We start from the raw sequence: 16,964 nt of genomic DNA on the forward strand, positions 1-16,964 counted from the left end.
GTGGCGTGCTCTGGGAAGCCCAGACCGACTACGCCTTGGGCACTGGGGTGCTCCAGCACACCGCAGGCCTGCTGGAGGATTTTCTGCGCCCGGTCCAGTTCGACGACGAGCAGTGCTTCATCAGCATCGAGAAGGCCCCGCGCGGAGTCGCGGCCGCCATCGTGCCGTGGAATATGCCGATCGTCCTGACCATGGTGAAGCTGGCGCCCGCGCTTGCGACGGGCAACACTCTGGTGCTCAAGCCATCGCCGTTCGCGCCCGCCGCGTTGACCCTCACGTTGCAGAAGATGGCGGCCGCACTACCTGCCGGCGTGCTCAACGTCGTCCATGGTGACGGCGATGTGGGCGCCGCGCTGTGCAGCCACCCGCTGGTCCGCAAAGTCGGCTTCACCGGCGGCACCGCGACCGCACAGAAGGTAGTCGAGTCCACCTCCTCGACGATCAAGAACGTCACTCTGGAGCTCGGCGGAAATGACCCCGCCATTGTTCTCGACGACGCCGACATCGATGCCGTCCTCGACGGAATGCTCAGGGGCGTCTACACACGGACCGGCCAGATCTGCTTCGCGATCAAGCGAATCTATGTGCCGCGCAACGTGTACCGGCGATTCGCAGACGCTTTCTGCGACCGGGTCAACGAATACTCGGTTGGCCACGGTCTGGATCCTCGAGTTACCTTCGGCCCGATCAACAACGAGACTCAGTTCAAGAAGGTCCTCGACCTACTCGACCGAACCCGCAACTCTTCGGCCACCCTGGTCGAGCTCGGGCGCAAACTCGACCCGGCGTCGTGGGAAAACGGGTATTACGTTCTGCCGCATGTCGTACTGGACGTCGATCACAATGCAGCGGTTTCTCGCGAGGAACAGTTCGGTCCCGTCGTTCCGCTGATCGCCTACGACGACGAGGAGCAGGTCATCGGCTGGGCCAACGACAGCGAGTACGGCCTGTGTTCGTCGGTGTGGACCAGCGACCCCGCACGGGGCATCGCCGTGGCGCGCCGCATCGAAGCAGGTAGCACGTTCATCAACACGCACTCATTTGAATCACTGGATCTGCGGATGCCCTGGGGCGGCGTCAAACAGAGCGGCGTCGGGCGTGAGTTTGGCAACGCCGGCATGTCCGAGTACGTCGAGGAGCATTCGATTCGCCACTTGAAGTAGGCAGTGTTTCGCCCCCCAACCTCATGCTGTCCATCCCAAGGAAATGGAGACATCACCATGACAGCCACCAATGGATCCCGCTCGGCGGCCGAGCAGACCGTCCGCGAACTCGGCACATGGACCACCGTCAAGGCCACTGTCGAAAACGGGATCGCCTGGGTGGTGCTCAACCGCCCCGAGAAACGAAACTGCATGAGCCCGACCCTCAACGACGAGATGCTTGAAGTGCTCGACACGGTCGCGCTCGACACCGAGGCGCGCGTCATGGTCCTCACTGGCGCTGGCGAGGCGTTCACCGCCGGGATGGACCTCAAGGAGTTCTTCCGCGACACCGACGCGCTCTCGCAAGTCGAGCGGGAGATCAAGCAGCGCTCTGCGTTTGAGTGGCAGGGGCCACGGCTACGTCAGTTTCCGTTGCCGACCATCGCGATGGTCAACGGATACTGCTTCGGCGGCGGATTTCACCCGCTGGCCAACTGTGACTTGGCCGTAGCCGCCGACGAAGCGGTATTCGGCCTGTCCGAAGTCAACTGGGGAATCATCCCCGGCGGCAACGTTCCTCTTGCGGTCGTGCACACGATGAATCTGCGTGACGCGATGTACTACAGCATCACCGGCGAGACCTTCGACGGACGCAAGGCGGCTGAGATGGGTCTGGTCAACGAGTCCGTTTCACGTGATCGGCTGCGCACCAGGGTCATTGAGATCGCCAACGTGTTGAAGTCGAAGAACACGGCGATTGTCCGCGGCACCAAGGAGACCATCCGCCATCTGCGCACCATGGGGTGGACCGAAGGGGAGAACTACATCAACGCCAAGTTCGCCGAGGCCCTCTACAACGACCCCGAGCACGGCCGGACGAACGGCCTCACGCAGTTCCTTGACGAGAAAACCTTTCGGCCCGGCCTGGAGGGATACCGGCGGTGAGGTCGCCGGCGATCGGCGCCCAATACTAAGACGCGGCACAGCGACGCTTCTGCCGATGGGCGTGGCGCGTAGTGTCAAATGTATTGCAGTGGTCCATTGTTGGGCCACTGCCGGATCCATTGCCAACGGCAAAGGACGGTCTGACGTCCTTGGCGTATGAGCGTGTGAATTTCGAAATGCGCTATTTCGGTGTCGCGCAAACCCACTGCACGAGCAGGTTCAGCGACCTACAAGTGGCGGGGGAATCAGAAGGCGTCATCGGGAATGGCCATCGTCGCACTCGCGCCGGCCCGGATTCGCACGGCAAGAGCCTCGATCTCGGGCAACAAATACGAGCAGTAGAAGCGCGCGGTCCGAACCTTGTTCTCGAGGAATGTCGGGTTCTTCGGTGAACCCTTCAGTCGCTCAATCGCTGTGTGGGCCAACTTTGCCCACATATGACCGAGCGACAGATAACCCACCATGTGCAGGTAGTCCAGTGACACCGCGGCCATGTCCTGCGGATCGCTCTTCCACCGTGGCAGCAGCTCCTCGGTGAGATCCACGACCGAGTCCAGGGCGTGCCGCAGCGCGGCGGTGACGCCAGGCAGATCTGCTCCGCGCACCATCTCCCGGATCGAGTCGAAATATTGTTGGAGGACACGGGCATCGTCGGTCACCACCTTGCGGCCGACGAAGTCCATCGCCTGGATGCCGCTGGTGCCCTCCCCCAGCCTCAGCATCCGCACGTCGCGGAGGTACTGCTCGGCGCCGTTGTCGCGAATGAAGCCATGCCCACCGAAGCACTGCAACGCGATGTCGGTACTTTCAAACGCCTTGTCGGACAGGAACGCCTTCACCACGGGCGTGAGCAACGAGACTAACGCCTCGTGGGCCTTGCGCTGTTGCGGATCGGGATGAACCTCGCCGAGGTCCAGGTTCAGGCTCACCCACAAACACAATGCTCGCGAGCCCTCCACGAAGGCCCGCATCGTCATCAGCATGCGGCGCACGTCGGGGTGCACGATGATCGGATCGCCTGGCAGCTCAGGGTATTTCGCGCCGGACACCGAGCGTCCCGCGAGGCGCTCCCGAGCGTAGGTCAGCGCGTTACGGTACGCAGCGTACGACACTCCCACCGCGCACGCGCCGGTCGCCAGCCGCATGGAGTTCATGATGATGAACATGCTCGACATGCCGCGGTTGGGGGTACCGATCAGATACCCAGTCGCGCCCTCGAAGTTCGTTACACATGTGGGACTTGCGTGGACACCGAGCTTGTTTTCCAACGAACTGACGGAAAACGCATTGCGCTCGCCCCGAACACCGTCGGGATCCACCAAATACTTCGGTACCAGGAACAGGCTGATCCCCTTGATGCCTTCGGGTGCGTCAGGCAAGCGCGCGAGCACGAGGTGCACGATGTTTTCGGTCATGTCGTGATCACCCCAGCTGTTGAACATCTTCGTGCCGGTGATCGCGTAGCTGCCATCGGCCTGGGGCTCAGCCCGAGTTCGCAACAGGCCCAGCGCCGATCCGCACTGCGGCTCGGTCAGCGACATCGCCGTCGCCCATTCGCCGGTCACGATCTTCGGCAGGAACCGAGCCTTGAGCTCCTCTGACGCGCAGCTCGTGATCACCTGGTAGGCGCCCGGCGACGTCAGCGGGGCCATCGCGAACGACAGATTGGCCCCGGCAAGCATCTCTTCGACGATGGTGTAGAGGATGCCTGGCATGCCATCGCCGCCATCCTCGGTGCGACAGGTTAGCGCCGGCCAGCCGCCGCTCACAAAGTCACGGTATGCGTCGGCGAAGCCGGGTGCTGACACCACACCGTCGGCACCCAGCGTTGCCCCAACCCGGTCACCCTCGGCGTTCAGCGGCCCAATCGCCTTGGCCGCGAAGGAGCCAAAGACATCGATGGTGGACAAAACAAGATCCTCGTCGAGGTTCTCGAATCCTGAGTAAGTGAATTGACCCACGGCGAGCACGTCATTGAGGACGAACGCCAGATCCTCGACCGGCGGGTGATAGTCAGGCATGACAGTCCTCTCCGACGCGCGTCGACTCGGTTGCAACCCGCCGGTTCGACGGCCTCACTTGGTCATCACTTCCGCAACGGCCGTTGCGGTTTCGCGCAGCAGCCGACGGTTGAGCTTGTTGGTGGCCGTCCGCGGCAGCGACGCCACAATGTGGAAGCCCCGCGGGCGTTGGTAGCTCGACAGCGACGACGTGGACACGTGGCGATCGAGATCGTTGGCCGTCAGCGACGGATCGCTACTCACCACGAAGGCGTGGACCTGCTGCCCCCACGCCGGGTCGGGCAGACCCACCACCGCCGCCTCGACCACCGACGCATGCGCCAGCAGCACCTCTTCTACCGCGGCCGGCATGATGTTGATGCCGCCCGAGATGATCATGTCGTCGGCGCGGCCCTCCAAGAACAGAAAACCGTCGCGGTCCAGCCGGCCCAAATCGCCGGAGCGCCACCACCGTCGACCCTGCACGTCGAGGTCGAACAGCTTCGCGCTCATCGTCTCGTCGCCCCAGATGCTTTCGGCCACAGTCGGCGACGTCACCATCACCTGGCCGACCTCGCCGACAGACACGACGTCGTCGACGTGGCCGCCCTGCTGGATGATCCTCACTTCGGCGTTCGGGAACGGGCGTCCGACGCTGATCAGGCGTTCGCCCTCCATGTCTTCGTCGACGTTGACCGTGACCAGGCCCAACGTCTCGGTCGAGCCGTAAGCTTGGACAACGTGCGGCGTCACAGTGTTGCGGATCCGTTGCAGCGTGGTGCGATCCATCGGCTCTGCCGCGAAGTGCGCCTGTACGACACTGATGTAGGTGTCCGGGTCGGAGTCCAGCGTCAACAGCTTGCGCCACATCGTCGGGGTGAGTGACATGTGGGTGATCCGTTCTCGTCGGACCGTGGCCAGGTACTGCGGCAACTCGAACTTCTCCAGGAACACGCAGCACCCGCCCACATTGAGGAACGGCAGCCACGTGGCGTAGCAGCCGGTGAAGGCCGTGCTGTAAGGCACGATCACGCGGCCGCCGGGGCGCAGGCCCGCATACATCGCCAGGGCGCTTCGCGCTGCGTCGAGCATGCCGCGATGGGTATGAACGACACCCTTGGGCAGCGACGTGGTCCCGGAGGACAAAATGATTGCCGCCACGTCGTCTTCAGCAGGAGCCGCAAGGTCATCGGCGGGCGCGAAGGCGTGAAGCTCCCGCAAAACCTCTCCTGCCGAGCCTGTTTCGGCAGCAGTGGTACCTGTTGCGAGCGCGATCCCTTTGACGGAAGCGGAACACTCACCGCCGATGTCGGCGACGGCGGCTGCCAGCGACGCATTGTGAAGCACAACGCGGATGCCGAACTTCTCGCACAGCCGCGCCAGCAGCGGTGCAGCCTCACGGGTGTGGAACACCACTGGGATCGCACCCAGCCGCACCACTGCCAGCCACGCCACCAGGTGCACAGTCGACGGCAGCGTCAGCAATCCCACCCGCATGCCCGCCACGACACCCTCGGACCGCAGCATCGATACGCACCGGCGCGATGCTTCATCGAGCTCACCGAACGTCAGGCGCGAGACGCTGTCCACCGCCGCCTCGTAATCACGGAAGATCCGCGCGGCGCGCTCGAAGGCCGCGCACACCGTCAATGGATTGCCCACTGTCACAACTATTTCCGACCGGTCCCCACCAACACGAACGCCATTCGGGCGGTCTCCGAACCAAGATTGCGCCAGGCGTGCCGCGTCCGCTGCTGCACAATTGCGTCGCCCGCCTCAAGCAGCGTCGGTTCGCCGTCATCGAGGTCAAGCCAGATCTTTCCCTGCAACACAATCCCGTAGTCGACGCTGTCGGTGGTGTGCATCCCCGGGTTATCCACCTCGAACCGCTCGCCCAGTCCCGGTAGATGTTCGATCTGCTCGGCAGCCGCGGCCGCGCCGTCGAAGTCAGGCGCCGCCATCACCGAATCCGGCGGGATATCCACCACCATCAGGAGCGTCTGACCCGGTCCCGGATGTGCCGGTGTACCAACCGGTGCGGCTTCGTCGACGTCCACTTCGGGCGATGGGGCCGTCTGCCAGATGATCGCAGACGCCATGCCCGGCACCGCCTCGAAGTGGTGCTCGGTGGGCACCGGCCCGTCGCTGAGCACTACCGATTTGCCCGCGCGCTTACCTGTCACCAGCCGTCTGATGGCCATACCACTCACCCTTCATCCATCGGAAAGTCATCTCGCACAGCGTTTGTCGCGTCGACCGTGACCACGGCTCTCAGCCCGCCGCAACGGTGGTCTGTCCGGGCATGACCACGATGTTGACGAAGCCACCAGGCCGGGACCCGACGAGGTCGAAGGCCTCGTTGACCTCGAAGAGGCCGAAGCGGCGGTGCTCGACGAACGATAGGTCGATCACCTCGGCGTCGATCATGGCGATCATCTGATCGACCTCGGCCGCGCTGAACCACAGCGATCCCACCGCGCGGACGTCATACATCAGCACATCCATGTAGTTCTGGCAGACATCACCCGCGACGCCGCCCGCGACCAGAACGGCACTCCCGCCGGGGGTGACGGCCCTCAACAACTTGTTGGTGCAGTGCGCGTCGCCACCCACACCGAGGCAGTCATACATCACATCAACACCGATACCGCCGGTGTGTTGCTTCACCCAGGTCACCAGGTCGACGCCATCTTCCGACGAAATCGTCTCGACGCGACGGGGAGCCATCTGCCGCACTCGTTCCAACAGCTCGCGGTTGCGCCCGATACCCAAGATCTTTGTGGCTCCTAAACCGAGCGCGATCGCCACCGCGGCCACACCCAACGTCCCCGTCACGCCATTGATCAGCACCGTTTTACCCGGCCCGAGGTCGCCCTTGCGTAGCGCCGCGAACGACGTCCCGATATAGCCGAAGCGCGCCGCGGTCAGCAGATCGATCGACTCACCCAGCCGAGCAACCCGCGCATCCGGTGCCACCACATACTCCGACAACCCACCCATCGGGTAGTGGTGAAGCAGCCGTCCACCGCCCGTTGTCGGAGCCATGTAGCCCCGAAAGTGCCCATTCGGGCAGAGATCACGCCGCCCACGCCGACAGTGTTGACACGTCTCGCAGGTATGCCAGGGATCCAGATAAACCCGCTCCCCCACATCCAGACCCACGACCTGCTCACCAAGCGCCTCGATCGTCCCGGACACGTCGAGCCCCCACACCGCGGGAAGCTCCGGCAGATCGAACGGCGTGTAGCCCTTGACGATGTTGTAGGAGTTCGGCACCAGCCCACACGCCGCAACCTTGACCAGCACGTCCCGTGGACCAGGACTGGGCATGTCGGCGACGCCGACCTCGAGTGGCTTGCCCACCTCTACCAGGCGGGCAACATTGATCTTGGACATCTTCGGAACCTCACTGTTCGGGCCGACACTTCGCGGGTTGTTCAGTGATCGTCGTCACCCGCCCGTAGCTTGTCAAGAGAAATTCCGATAATCGAGCTCTATTGATCGATTATCGGGGTGACTGTATGGTCTGCTCAAGGAGGTGCCGGATGAACCAAGCGCGAACCGGCGGGCTGGGAGCCTTTCCGCTGGAGGGCAAGGTCGCCGTGGTGACAGGCGGGAGTAGCGGAATCGGCGCGGCGACCGCACGCCGACTGGCAGAGCGGGGAGCGTCAGTCGTGGCAGGCTTCCATCGCGGAGCAGATCGAGCAACCGACCTGATAGCCCAGCTTCCCGGAACAGGACATCGCTGTGTGCCGATGCCAGTCGAGGACTCGATGCAGTTGAGTGAGGCTGCGCGACTCATCGAGAGCGAATACGGCCGGTGTGACGTCTTGGTCAACTCTGCCGGCACGACACGGCTGATCCCGCACACCGACCTGCGCGCAATGGATGACGAAACATTCGACTCGCTGATGCGGATCAACGTGCGTGGCCCGTTCGCCGTAGTGCGAGCCTTCGCTCCGCTGATGACGGCTACCGGAGACGCGGCCGTGATCAACGTGTCCTCGATCTCGGGCAGCACGGCATTGGGCAGCAACATTGCTTACTGTGCAGCCAAGGCTGCGCTAGACAACCTGACCATGTCCTTGGGTCGGGCACTGGGCCCGGCGGTCAGGGTGATCGGCGTGGCGCCCGCCGCCGTAGACACCGGTTTCGTCCCGGGCCGCGACCGGCAAGCAGTCATCGCCCAAGCCAGCGGATGCCCGCTAAAGGTCATCGTCGAGCCCGACGACGTGGCGGTCAGCATCGTCGGCGCCGTGACCCATTTCCGGGTGTCCACCGGGACCACGTTCGTTGTGGACGGGGGGAAACACCTGTGAGCGCGCGATTCCTGCCCCTGCCCTTCGGCGTCTTCTCCGTCGGCGCCGAGCGGCCACGGGTGGGCGTCGCGATCGGTGACCGCGTACTGGATCTCGCTGCGGCCCTTGGGGATCCGGTTTTCGACCACCCGAGCCTGAACCCGTTTCTTGCCCGCGGGCCGAACGCGTGGTCGGCAACGAGGGAGGCCTTACTCGACATGCTCGACGCTGGCGGCCCCGGTGTGCGTGCCGGCCTGCACCGACACCTCTTCGCGATCGACAAGGTGCGGCTACACCTACCGTTCGAGGTCGCCGACTTCGTCGACTTCTTCTCCTCAATCGAGCACGCCGTCAATGCCGGACGCATCCTGCGACCGGGCGAGGAGCCGCTGAAACCGAACTGGCGCCATCTTCCCGTCGGCTACCACGGTCGGGCTGGCACCGTCGTTGCCTCAGGGACACCGATCCGCCGGCCGCGCGGACAGTACAAGGCTGCGGGTTCGGGAGCATTGTGCTTCGCACCGACCGCCAAACTGGACGTCGAGGTCGAGCTCGGCTTTGTCGTCGGTACGGGTTCGCCGCTGGGGACGAGCGTCACCGTCGACGAGTTCGAGCAGTACGTCTTCGGCATGGTGCTGCTGCTGGATTGGAGCGCGCGCGACATCCAAGCGTGGGAATACGTTCCGCTTGGGCCGTTCCTCGGCAAGTCGTTCGCGACGACCATCAGCCCGTGGGTGATACCCCTGGAATCACTGGCCGCTGCCAAGATCGCACCGGCACCGCAAGACCCACCCGCCCTGCCCCACTTGTCCGGCACAGCGCCGTTCTCCTACGACATCGCGCTCGAATTGCGCCTCAACGGTCACCTCGTCTCCACGCCCAGCTTCGCGTCGATGTATTGGCCTCCTGCACAGCAGCTGGCACACATGACCTCTAACGGTGCATCGCTGCGCACAGGTGACCTCTATGGCACGGGGACGATCTCGTCGTATGACAAGTCCGGACATGGCAGCTTCATGGAGCTGACGTCGAATGGCAACGACCCCCTCACCCTGCCCGGCGGGGAGCAGCGGGGCTTCCTCGAAGACCACGACGTGGTTGCTGTTTCGGCCACAGCACCGGCACCGGATGGTGGCCGTTTCGATCTCGCCCAGGTCAGCGGATGTGTGGTGCCGGCGTTAGTGCCCGCGAACGTGCAGGAACCCGTTGTCGAGACGACGCTTCCCACCTGACCTCACGGACCGCAACGAACGTGGAACTACGCACTGAAAGGTCGCCATGGTTGAGACGCAGGAAATGTTCTCGCCGCCCACTCGCGGGCCAGAACGTTCCGACCTGAAATACCTCGCGGGCTTTGGCAATTTCCATGTCACCGAGGCGGTGCCGGGCGCACTGCCGGATGGACGGAACTCGCCGCAACGGGCACCGCTCGGCTTGTACGCCGAACAGATCAGTGGTACCGCTTTCACCGCGCCGCGCGCGACGAATCGGCGCAGCTGGGTATACCGGCTGCTGCCGTCTGCGGCACACGCGGCGTTCGCGCCGGTCGGACATGGTCATCTGCGCGCCGCACCCATCCGGGACGTGCCGCTGAGCCCCAACCGACTGCGCTGGGGCCCAGCACCGCTGCCTTCGGGTCCGACCGACTTCATCGACGGCCTGTTCACGTTCGCCGCCAACGGCGATGTCGAAGCGCACGCCGGAATCGCGGTGCACCAGTACGTGGCCAATAAGCCGATGACTGATCGCTACTTCGTCAATGCCGATGGCGAGATGCTGCTCGTTCCCGAGTCCGGCTCGCTGATGCTGCACACCGAGATGGGGATCCTGCGGGTGGCAGCGGGTGAAATCGCGGTTGTGCCACGCGGAATCCGGTGGCGCGTCGGGTTGCCCGATGGTCAGGCCCGGGGCTACATCATGGAGAACTACGGCGCGATGCTGACGCTGCCAGAACTCGGCCCTCTTGGCGCCAACGGGCTCGCTGATCCCCGTGATTTTCTAGCGCCGGCAGCGGCTTACGAGGACAACGCGGGCAGTGTCGAAGTAGTCCAGAAGTACGGCGGCAGACTCTGGTCAGCCGAGTACGACCACTCACCGCTTGACGTTGTCGCCTGGCGCGGGAACTACACGCCGTACAAGTACGACCTGTCCAAGTTCATGGTCATCGGCACCATCAGCTTCGACCATCCAGACCCCTCGATCTATACCGTGCTGACTTCGCAGAGCGAGATACCCGGCACAGCCAACGCGGACTTCGTCATCTTCCCCCCGCGGTGGCTGGTCGGCGAGGACACCTTCCGCCCACCGTGGTACCACCGCAACGTCATGACGGAATTCATGGGGCTGGTGCACGGGGTGTACGACGCGAAGGCGGATGGCTTCCTGCCGGGCGGCTCAAGTTTGCACAACTCGTTCACGTCTCATGGCCCGGATGCCGCCACATACCGCCAGGCGAGCACTCGCGAGCTGGTCCCGCAAAAGATCGACGACACCCTTGCCTTCATGTTCGAGACCCGACTGCCGCTACGCCTGACATCGGCCGCAGTCACGGCAAGGCACTTACAGTCCGATTACGACTCGGTGTGGCAGGGCTTTACGAAGGGTTTTCCCGGCGGTGAACGCTGAGGCCACACCCCGCTCGCGCGGTCACCGGCCCCGACGTAGGTCAGGCCGGAATGGAAACGACGGCGGCACATGTCCGATATCCGACCATCGGTGTTCGCGCGAGTCGAAATGAGCGCTAAGGTACTAACGATCACACGCACGTGCAGAAGGGATACGCAACGGATCCGCGCAGCGGAAACGGCACCGCCGACACCGATGACTGAGATATCGAAGACCGCCGACCAGGCGCTCGCCATCCTGCAGAAGGTCAGTGAGAGCCAACCGTGTACCCCCGCGCAGCTCAGTCGTGATCTCGGCCTGAACAGGACGGTGGTCCACCGGCTGCTCGCGACTCTTCATCAGCGTGGCTTCGTCATCCGACAGGGCGGCGGCTACGCGCCGGGCACCATGCTGCTGCGGCTCGCTGAGCAGGTGCAACCCGAGCTCACGACACATGGACGGGCCGCAACCCTGCAGCTTTCGGAAGCGATCGGCGAAACAGTCGTGATACACATTCGGGACGGCGACGACGCCGTTGTTCTCTTGCAGGCGGTCTCCGACCAGCATGTCGTGCGTGTCGAGCACAAGATCGGCTCCCGCCATTCACTTCTCGCGGGCGCAAGTGGCCGGGCGATACTCGCCTTCCTCGACGAAAAAGCCGCCAAACGAATCACGGGGCGAGTCGAAGATGCAGCGGCGGCGAGACGTCAACTCGAGGGTGTCCGGCAGCTCGGCTACGCGTCTTCGCACGAAGAGCTTCAGCAAGGCGTGGAAGGCATCGCCGTGCCAATCCTCGACGAGAACGAACATGCACTCGCGAGCATGGCCGTTCTCGTGCCTGTTAGTCGGACCGGCACCGTGACGCAGTTTATGGATGCCTTGCTTGAAGCCGGGGCGAAGCTGTCGGCCACGTTGAGGCATTCGAGCATCGCGTAATTCCGTTATGAGACCGACCGAAAATGCATTTGAGCTGAGTTGATTTCGGCTGTGTATCCCCCGCCGCATATCGATTCCGAAGAGCCGTCCACTCGATCACAGTGTGCGCGACGGGAATCGGTCATCCGGGCATCGTCGCACATGAGCTAACTATTCACTTCACCGGTTGTAGTGATCGACAATCCGTTCAGGAATCACGGGCAATCGCTGTATTGACACCCGCCGTCTGCAGTTGTTGTTGCTCGCCACCATGGCCACCGACATCGCCCTGACCGTCCCCGTCGATGTTGAGGCGGCGCACCATCTGTGGCCCGCCAAGGGTCTACGCGAGGGTGCGTGTCTGCGGCCGACACGCCGCATTTCTTCGACAGTTTGTGCACGCTCGTGAATGCCCGCGACGATTGCGTTATTAGGTTGATCGGTCGCCGTCATCAATGCTGGGTTGTCTGGGATGTCGCCGATAGTCACCGGTCGCTTGACGATGGGCGGTCGTTTGTACACTCCAGTCCGTACCACGCGGCCCTGCCACTGCACATCCGCGGGCATACCGACGGTCACCGAGACCAATGTGGCCATATGTGCCTCCGGACGTGGCCTCGCTAGAGGATTGGCGTTGTCATATGTCTCCAGGTAATCGCGGCGATCGCGACAATGAACGGGTGCAGCTACCCGTCGTGCCGCCGGTCTCCCCGATGCTGTCCAAATCCGTCGCGTCGATTCCGCCCGGCGCCTCGTATGAGCCGAAATGGGACGGGTTCAGGACGATCTGCTTCCGCGACGGCGACGAGGTGGAACTGGGCAGCCGCAACGAGCGACCGATGACCCGGTATTTCCCCGAATTGGTTGCCGCGGCGACTGCGGAGCTACCGGAACGCTGTGTGATCGACGGTGAGATCGTGATCACGACCGACCATGGCTTGGATTTCGAAGCGTTGCAACTGCGGCTGCATCCCGCCGCGAGCCGAGTCAAGATGCTGGCCGAGCAGACGCCGGCGTCGTTCATCGCGTTCGACTTGCTTGCCCTCGGCGACGACGACTACACCGGGCGGCCGTTCAGCGAACGCCGCGCCGCTCTCGTCGACGCGCTCGCCGAGTCTGGCCCGTCGATCCACGTGACACCCGCGACGACCGATCTGGCTGTTGCACAGCGCTGGTTCTCCGAGTTCGAGGGGGCCGGACTCGACGGGGTGATCGCCAAACCGCTCGACAGCACCTACCAGCCGGACAAACGCGTCATGTTCAAGATCAAGCATGAGCGGACGGCGGACTGTGTGGTCGCCGGTTACCGAGTCCACAAATCCGGCGAGGACGCGATCGGCTCGCTTTTGCTGGGGCTGTACCAAGACGGCGGCGCGCTCGCATCGGTCGGCGTCGTCGGCGCGTTCCCGATGGCCGAACGACGCCAGCTCTTTACCGAATTACAGTCACTGGTAACGAGTTTCGATAGTCATCCATGGAATTGGGCTGCTCACCACACCGCCGAAACTCAGAGGTATGCAGGCTCGCGCTGGAACGCCGGCAAGGATCTCTCGTTCGTGCCGCTGCGACCGGAGCGGGTGGTCGAGGTGCGTTACGACCACATGGAAGGCCGACGGTTCCGCCACACCGCGCAATTCAACCGTTGGCGGCCCGACCGCGATCCCCGCTCGTGCACCTATGCACAGCTCGAAATACCCGTCACCTTCAGCCTCGGCGACATCGTTCCTGGGCTCGTGGATTGACTCTTCCTCCTTTGTTAGCGGAAAGGCCTGAGCGGACAGTGGCCATCGTCGACCCAGCTCATCGCGTATCTCAGCGGATCTTGGAAAAGATCGGGATGCGACCTCTCGGCCGTAAGCACCTGCTCGGCCGCGGTCGGCTGATGTACGAGGCCCGTCGCAGCGTCCAGATTCTTGGGCAGACATGAGGCTGGACGCAACGCTTGCCGGCGAGCGTGTCGCCTGCAGAGCAATGCACGCTCGCGCAGAATGGCTAGTGTCCTGAGTCGTTAATTCGGGTGCAGTAGTTACCGATGCTGGTCAGGATTTGGTCGGCGGGTCTTAACCCAGATGTAGGGCCGCGGGTTGTCGTTCCAGGTATCGATCCAGTCGCGGATGCGCTGTGAGCCAACGCTTCACCGCCGGCGTCTTGTGCGTGGAGGCGTTGTCGAGAACCAGGTGCACGTCGAGGTCGTCGGGAACTTCGGTGTCGATCTTGCGTAGGAACGCCAAGAACTCGGTAGCCCGATGCCGTGAGTGCAGGGCGCCGATGACCTTGCCAGCGGTCAGATCCAACGCGGCGTACAAACTCGAGGTGCCGTGCCGAACGTAGTCATGGCTGGCCCGCGCCGGGGTACCCGGCAGCATCGGGAACACCGGCGCGGTGCGGTTTAGCGCCTGGATCTGGGTCTTCTCGTCCACGCACAACACCAGCGCGCGTTCAGGCGGGTCCAGGTACAACCCGACAACGTCGCCGACCTTGGCCACAAACAGCGGATCCTTCGATAGCTTCCACGAATCCTGCTTGTGCGGAGCCAATCCGAACGCCCGCCACACCCGCGACACCATCGGCTGCTGCCAAGACAATTCGTGATCGCATCGCCAACCCGGCCGCGCTGCTACGCCGACGCGCCCACCCCTCCAGCTCTGCGCGTTCACCCTCCGACAACACGATCTCCACGGCATAAGGCGTAGGCACAACTCGGTCTACCAACTACGACTGAATTAACGACTCAGAACACTAGACGCGCGATGAGTAGACGGCGTCGCGCAGCCAATCACGGTCGTGCAGATAACGATCGGCAACCCGGGCGGTGCCTGTCGCGTAACCGTCGGTGAAGGCGATCGCCGCGTCGGCGTCCGCGTGCGACGCGACCCAGGCCGTCAACATCAGCCGGCGCAGCATCACCAGTGTCGGGACCATCTCCAGGTGCTCGACGGGAATGTCGCGTACCTCACGGTAGCCCCGCAGCCAGTCGGCGATCATCCGCTCCGCCTCGGGTGTGTCCTCGATGAACGACACCACAGCCGCGAGATCGAAGAGATACCAGGACCATCCGCAGTCGTCGAAGTCGATCACGGTGATCTTGGAAGGTGCGGTCGACGCGTCGTCGGGGTCCACCATCAGATTCGCCATTCGCAGATCCGCGTGGATGAGGCCGAAACGATCTGCGTCACAACCGAACTCGGTGAGCCGGCGGCCGACCTCGGCCGCCGCGCTTTCGACGAGAGCCTCGTCCGCGGAGGTCAGCCCCGGCGCATTACGCCAGTTACCCCATCGCGCTTCGCGGCCAAGTGTGGAGTCGACATCCCAGCTGAAGCGGGTGAAGTAATCCGGCGCGGTCCAGCTTCGGACGTGGTCGTGCATCGCAGCAGTGATCCGGCCGAGCTCGTCGAAACCGACCGCGTCGGGCTGCTCCTCGGCGGTGCAGCCGGCAATGTACGTCACCGCGTCGACGTGCAGGGTGTCGCCGCCAACGCTGGCAGCGACCACGTCGCTCGCGTCGCACGCCTCGATCAGCTCCGGGGTCATCACACCGGTCTGCTCACGCAGCGCGGCCATCCATTTCAACTCGGATCGGATCGCGTCCAGCGAGTGGTAGCCGGGCCTGTGCACCCGCAGCACCAACGGCTCGCCGTCGTCCACCAGGTAGGTGGCATTTTCCGACAGGCTCAGCAGCCGCAGCGGCGCGTCGCGATCGCGACCGTAGGCGGGCAGCGCCGCGCGAGCGTAGGACTCATGGTCAGGCGGCAGTCCGGGCATCCCACACAGTCTGTACGAACAGGCCAGGTACAGCAGACTGAGCCGGTGAGTTTCTCGAACATCATGGACTCGAACCGCTATACGGCCGACAGTCCGGACGACCCCCTGATCGCTGCCCGTGAACGAGTCCTCGGCCCCGCGAACAGGCTCTTCTACGACCGGCCGGTACATCTGGTACGCGGGCAGGGCAGCCATGTCTTCGACATCGATGGTGCGCGCTATCTGGATGCCTACAACAACGTCGTCAGCGTCGGGCATTGCCACCCGCATGTGATCGACGCGGTGACGCGGCAGTTGTCGACGCTGAACACCCACACCCGCTACCTGCACCGCGGCATCGTCGACTACTCCGAGCGGCTGCTGGCGACGATGCCGACCGAGATCGACCAGGTGATGTATGCCTGCAGTGGATCGGAAGTCAACGACTTCGCGCTGCGCGTGGCCGAAATATACACCGGCGCAACGGGAATCATCGTCACACTCGATGCATACCACGGAAACACCGCCGCGGTGACAGCCATCTCGCCGTCTCTCGGGGGCACGACGACAGTCGCGACGAATGTCCGTACCGTGCCGCCGCCCACGAACCCAGCACAGTTCGTCGACGACGTCGAGCGCGCGGCCGCCGAATTGACCTCAGCCGGCCACGGCGTGAGCTGTCTCATCGCCGACACCATCTTCTCGTCCGACGGCATCTATCCGGATCCCTCGGTGCTCGGCCCGGTGGTCGACATCGTGCACCGACACGGCGGGGTATTCATCGCCGACGAAGTACAGCCGGGTTTCGCCCGCACCGGCGATTCGTTCTGGGGTTTCAGTCGACACGGCGTCATCCCTGACCTGGTGACCATGGCCAAGCCGATGGGCAACGGTATGCCGGTGGCAGCGATGGCCGCCCGTTCAGCCGTATTGAAACCGTTTGCAGTCGGAGTGCCGTATTTCAACACGTTCGGCGGCAATCCCGTGTCGATCGCCGCCGCGGGCGCAGTTCTCGACGTCATCGAGGACGAGGATCTGCTGGGCAATGCCGCCGAGGCCGGCGCCCACCTACGCACGGAATTGTCCCGGATAGCCGAGGGAGATCCGCGGATCGGCGACGTCCGCGGCGCCGGGCTGTACATCGGCGTCGAGGTTGTCAGCGATCCCGACGCCAAGACGCCTGACCGTGCCGGCGCCCGCAGACTCGTCAACGCGCTGCGCGAACGGCACGTGCTGATTTCTGTCTGTGGACACGATGGCAATGTGCTGAAAATCCGCCCGCCGCTGGTGTTCTCCTCCGCCGATGTCGACTGGTT

General features: G+C 63.8%; 13 protein-coding genes and 2 pseudogenes. 8 read left to right on the plus strand and 7 right to left on the minus strand.

Translation table 11 applies throughout. The features are described 5' to 3' along the window. Both VJV41_RS20480 and VJV41_RS20485 read left to right on the plus strand, forming a co-directional pair. A partial coding sequence (locus VJV41_RS20480; RefSeq protein WP_325336853.1) for an aldehyde dehydrogenase family protein occupies positions 1-1,163 on the plus strand: 1,163 nt, incomplete at its 5' end. Between the two features lie 57 nt (positions 1,164-1,220). After that, positions 1,221-2,090: a p-hydroxycinnamoyl CoA hydratase/lyase gene (locus VJV41_RS20485; protein ID WP_325336854.1), complete on the plus strand. Its 870-nt coding sequence runs from the start codon at positions 1,221-1,223 to the stop codon at positions 2,088-2,090. A 245-nt stretch (positions 2,091-2,335) separates the two neighbouring features. Here VJV41_RS20485 and VJV41_RS20490 read toward each other — a convergent pair whose 3' ends face one another. From VJV41_RS20490 to VJV41_RS20505, 4 genes are all read right to left on the minus strand, one after another. Next, a complete protein-coding gene (locus VJV41_RS20490; RefSeq protein WP_325336855.1) occupies positions 2,336-4,111 on the minus strand; it encodes an acyl-CoA dehydrogenase C-terminal domain-containing protein in 1,776 nt (591 codons plus the stop codon). A gap of 54 nt (positions 4,112-4,165) precedes the next feature. Next, a complete protein-coding gene (locus VJV41_RS20495) occupies positions 4,166-5,752 on the minus strand; it encodes a class I adenylate-forming enzyme family protein (RefSeq protein ID WP_325336856.1) in 1,587 nt (528 codons plus the stop codon). Between the two features lie 8 nt (positions 5,753-5,760). Further along, positions 5,761-6,291 (minus strand): cupin domain-containing protein, encoded by a 531-nt coding sequence (locus VJV41_RS20500; RefSeq protein WP_325336857.1) that lies wholly within the window; start codon positions 6,289-6,291, stop codon positions 5,761-5,763. 70 nt (positions 6,292-6,361) lie between these two features. Further along, positions 6,362-7,486 carry an alcohol dehydrogenase catalytic domain-containing protein gene (locus tag VJV41_RS20505; RefSeq protein ID WP_325336858.1) on the minus strand — a complete coding sequence of 375 codons (1,125 nt, stop codon included), beginning with the start codon at positions 7,484-7,486 and terminating at the stop codon, positions 6,362-6,364. 149 nt (positions 7,487-7,635) lie between these two features. Here VJV41_RS20505 and VJV41_RS20510 point away from each other — a divergent pair, with 149 nt between their 5' ends. The 4 genes from VJV41_RS20510 (at position 7,636) to VJV41_RS20525 (ending at position 11,928) form a co-directional block, all read left to right on the plus strand. Continuing rightward, positions 7,636-8,409: an SDR family oxidoreductase gene (locus tag VJV41_RS20510; RefSeq protein ID WP_325336859.1), complete on the plus strand. Its 774-nt coding sequence runs from the start codon at positions 7,636-7,638 to the stop codon at positions 8,407-8,409. Next, positions 8,406-9,620: a fumarylacetoacetate hydrolase family protein gene (locus tag VJV41_RS20515; RefSeq protein ID WP_325336860.1), complete on the plus strand. Its 1,215-nt coding sequence runs from the start codon at positions 8,406-8,408 to the stop codon at positions 9,618-9,620. Before VJV41_RS20510 ends, VJV41_RS20515 begins: the two co-directional genes overlap by 4 nt. Positions 9,621-9,666: 46 nt before the next feature. Further along, a complete protein-coding gene (hmgA, locus tag VJV41_RS20520; RefSeq protein WP_325336861.1) occupies positions 9,667-11,013 on the plus strand; it encodes a homogentisate 1,2-dioxygenase in 1,347 nt (448 codons plus the stop codon). Between the two features lie 69 nt (positions 11,014-11,082). Further along, complete coding sequence (locus tag VJV41_RS20525; RefSeq protein WP_325336862.1) at positions 11,083-11,928, plus strand: IclR family transcriptional regulator; 846 nt, start codon at positions 11,083-11,085, stop codon at positions 11,926-11,928. 235 nt (positions 11,929-12,163) lie between these two features. On the opposite strand, the pseudogene VJV41_RS29000 reads toward VJV41_RS20525, so the two are convergent. Beyond that, positions 12,164-12,504: pseudogene (locus VJV41_RS29000) on the minus strand (hypothetical protein); the annotation flags it as partial. A gap of 83 nt (positions 12,505-12,587) precedes the next feature. Here VJV41_RS29000 and VJV41_RS20530 point away from each other — a divergent pair. Next, on the plus strand, positions 12,588-13,649 hold the full coding sequence (locus VJV41_RS20530; protein ID WP_325336863.1) for an ATP-dependent DNA ligase: 1,062 nt from the start codon (positions 12,588-12,590) through the stop codon (positions 13,647-13,649). A gap of 250 nt (positions 13,650-13,899) precedes the next feature. On the opposite strand, the pseudogene VJV41_RS20535 reads toward VJV41_RS20530, so the two are convergent. Together VJV41_RS20535 and VJV41_RS20540 are read right to left on the minus strand one after the other, a co-directional pair. Further along, a pseudogene (locus tag VJV41_RS20535) lies at positions 13,900-14,471 on the minus strand (IS630 family transposase); the annotation flags it as partial. 175 nt (positions 14,472-14,646) lie between these two features. After that, positions 14,647-15,669 carry a phosphotransferase enzyme family protein gene (locus VJV41_RS20540; protein WP_325336864.1) on the minus strand — a complete coding sequence of 341 codons (1,023 nt, stop codon included), beginning with the start codon at positions 15,667-15,669 and terminating at the stop codon, positions 14,647-14,649. 45 nt (positions 15,670-15,714) lie between these two features. Here VJV41_RS20540 and VJV41_RS20545 point away from each other — a divergent pair. After that, positions 15,715-16,964 (plus strand): aspartate aminotransferase family protein (locus tag VJV41_RS20545; protein ID WP_325336865.1); only part of this gene is annotated, 1,250 nt, incomplete at its 3' end.

This window comes from Mycobacterium sp. (assembly GCF_035274705.1).
GTDB lineage: Bacteria > Actinomycetota > Actinomycetes > Mycobacteriales > Mycobacteriaceae > Mycobacterium.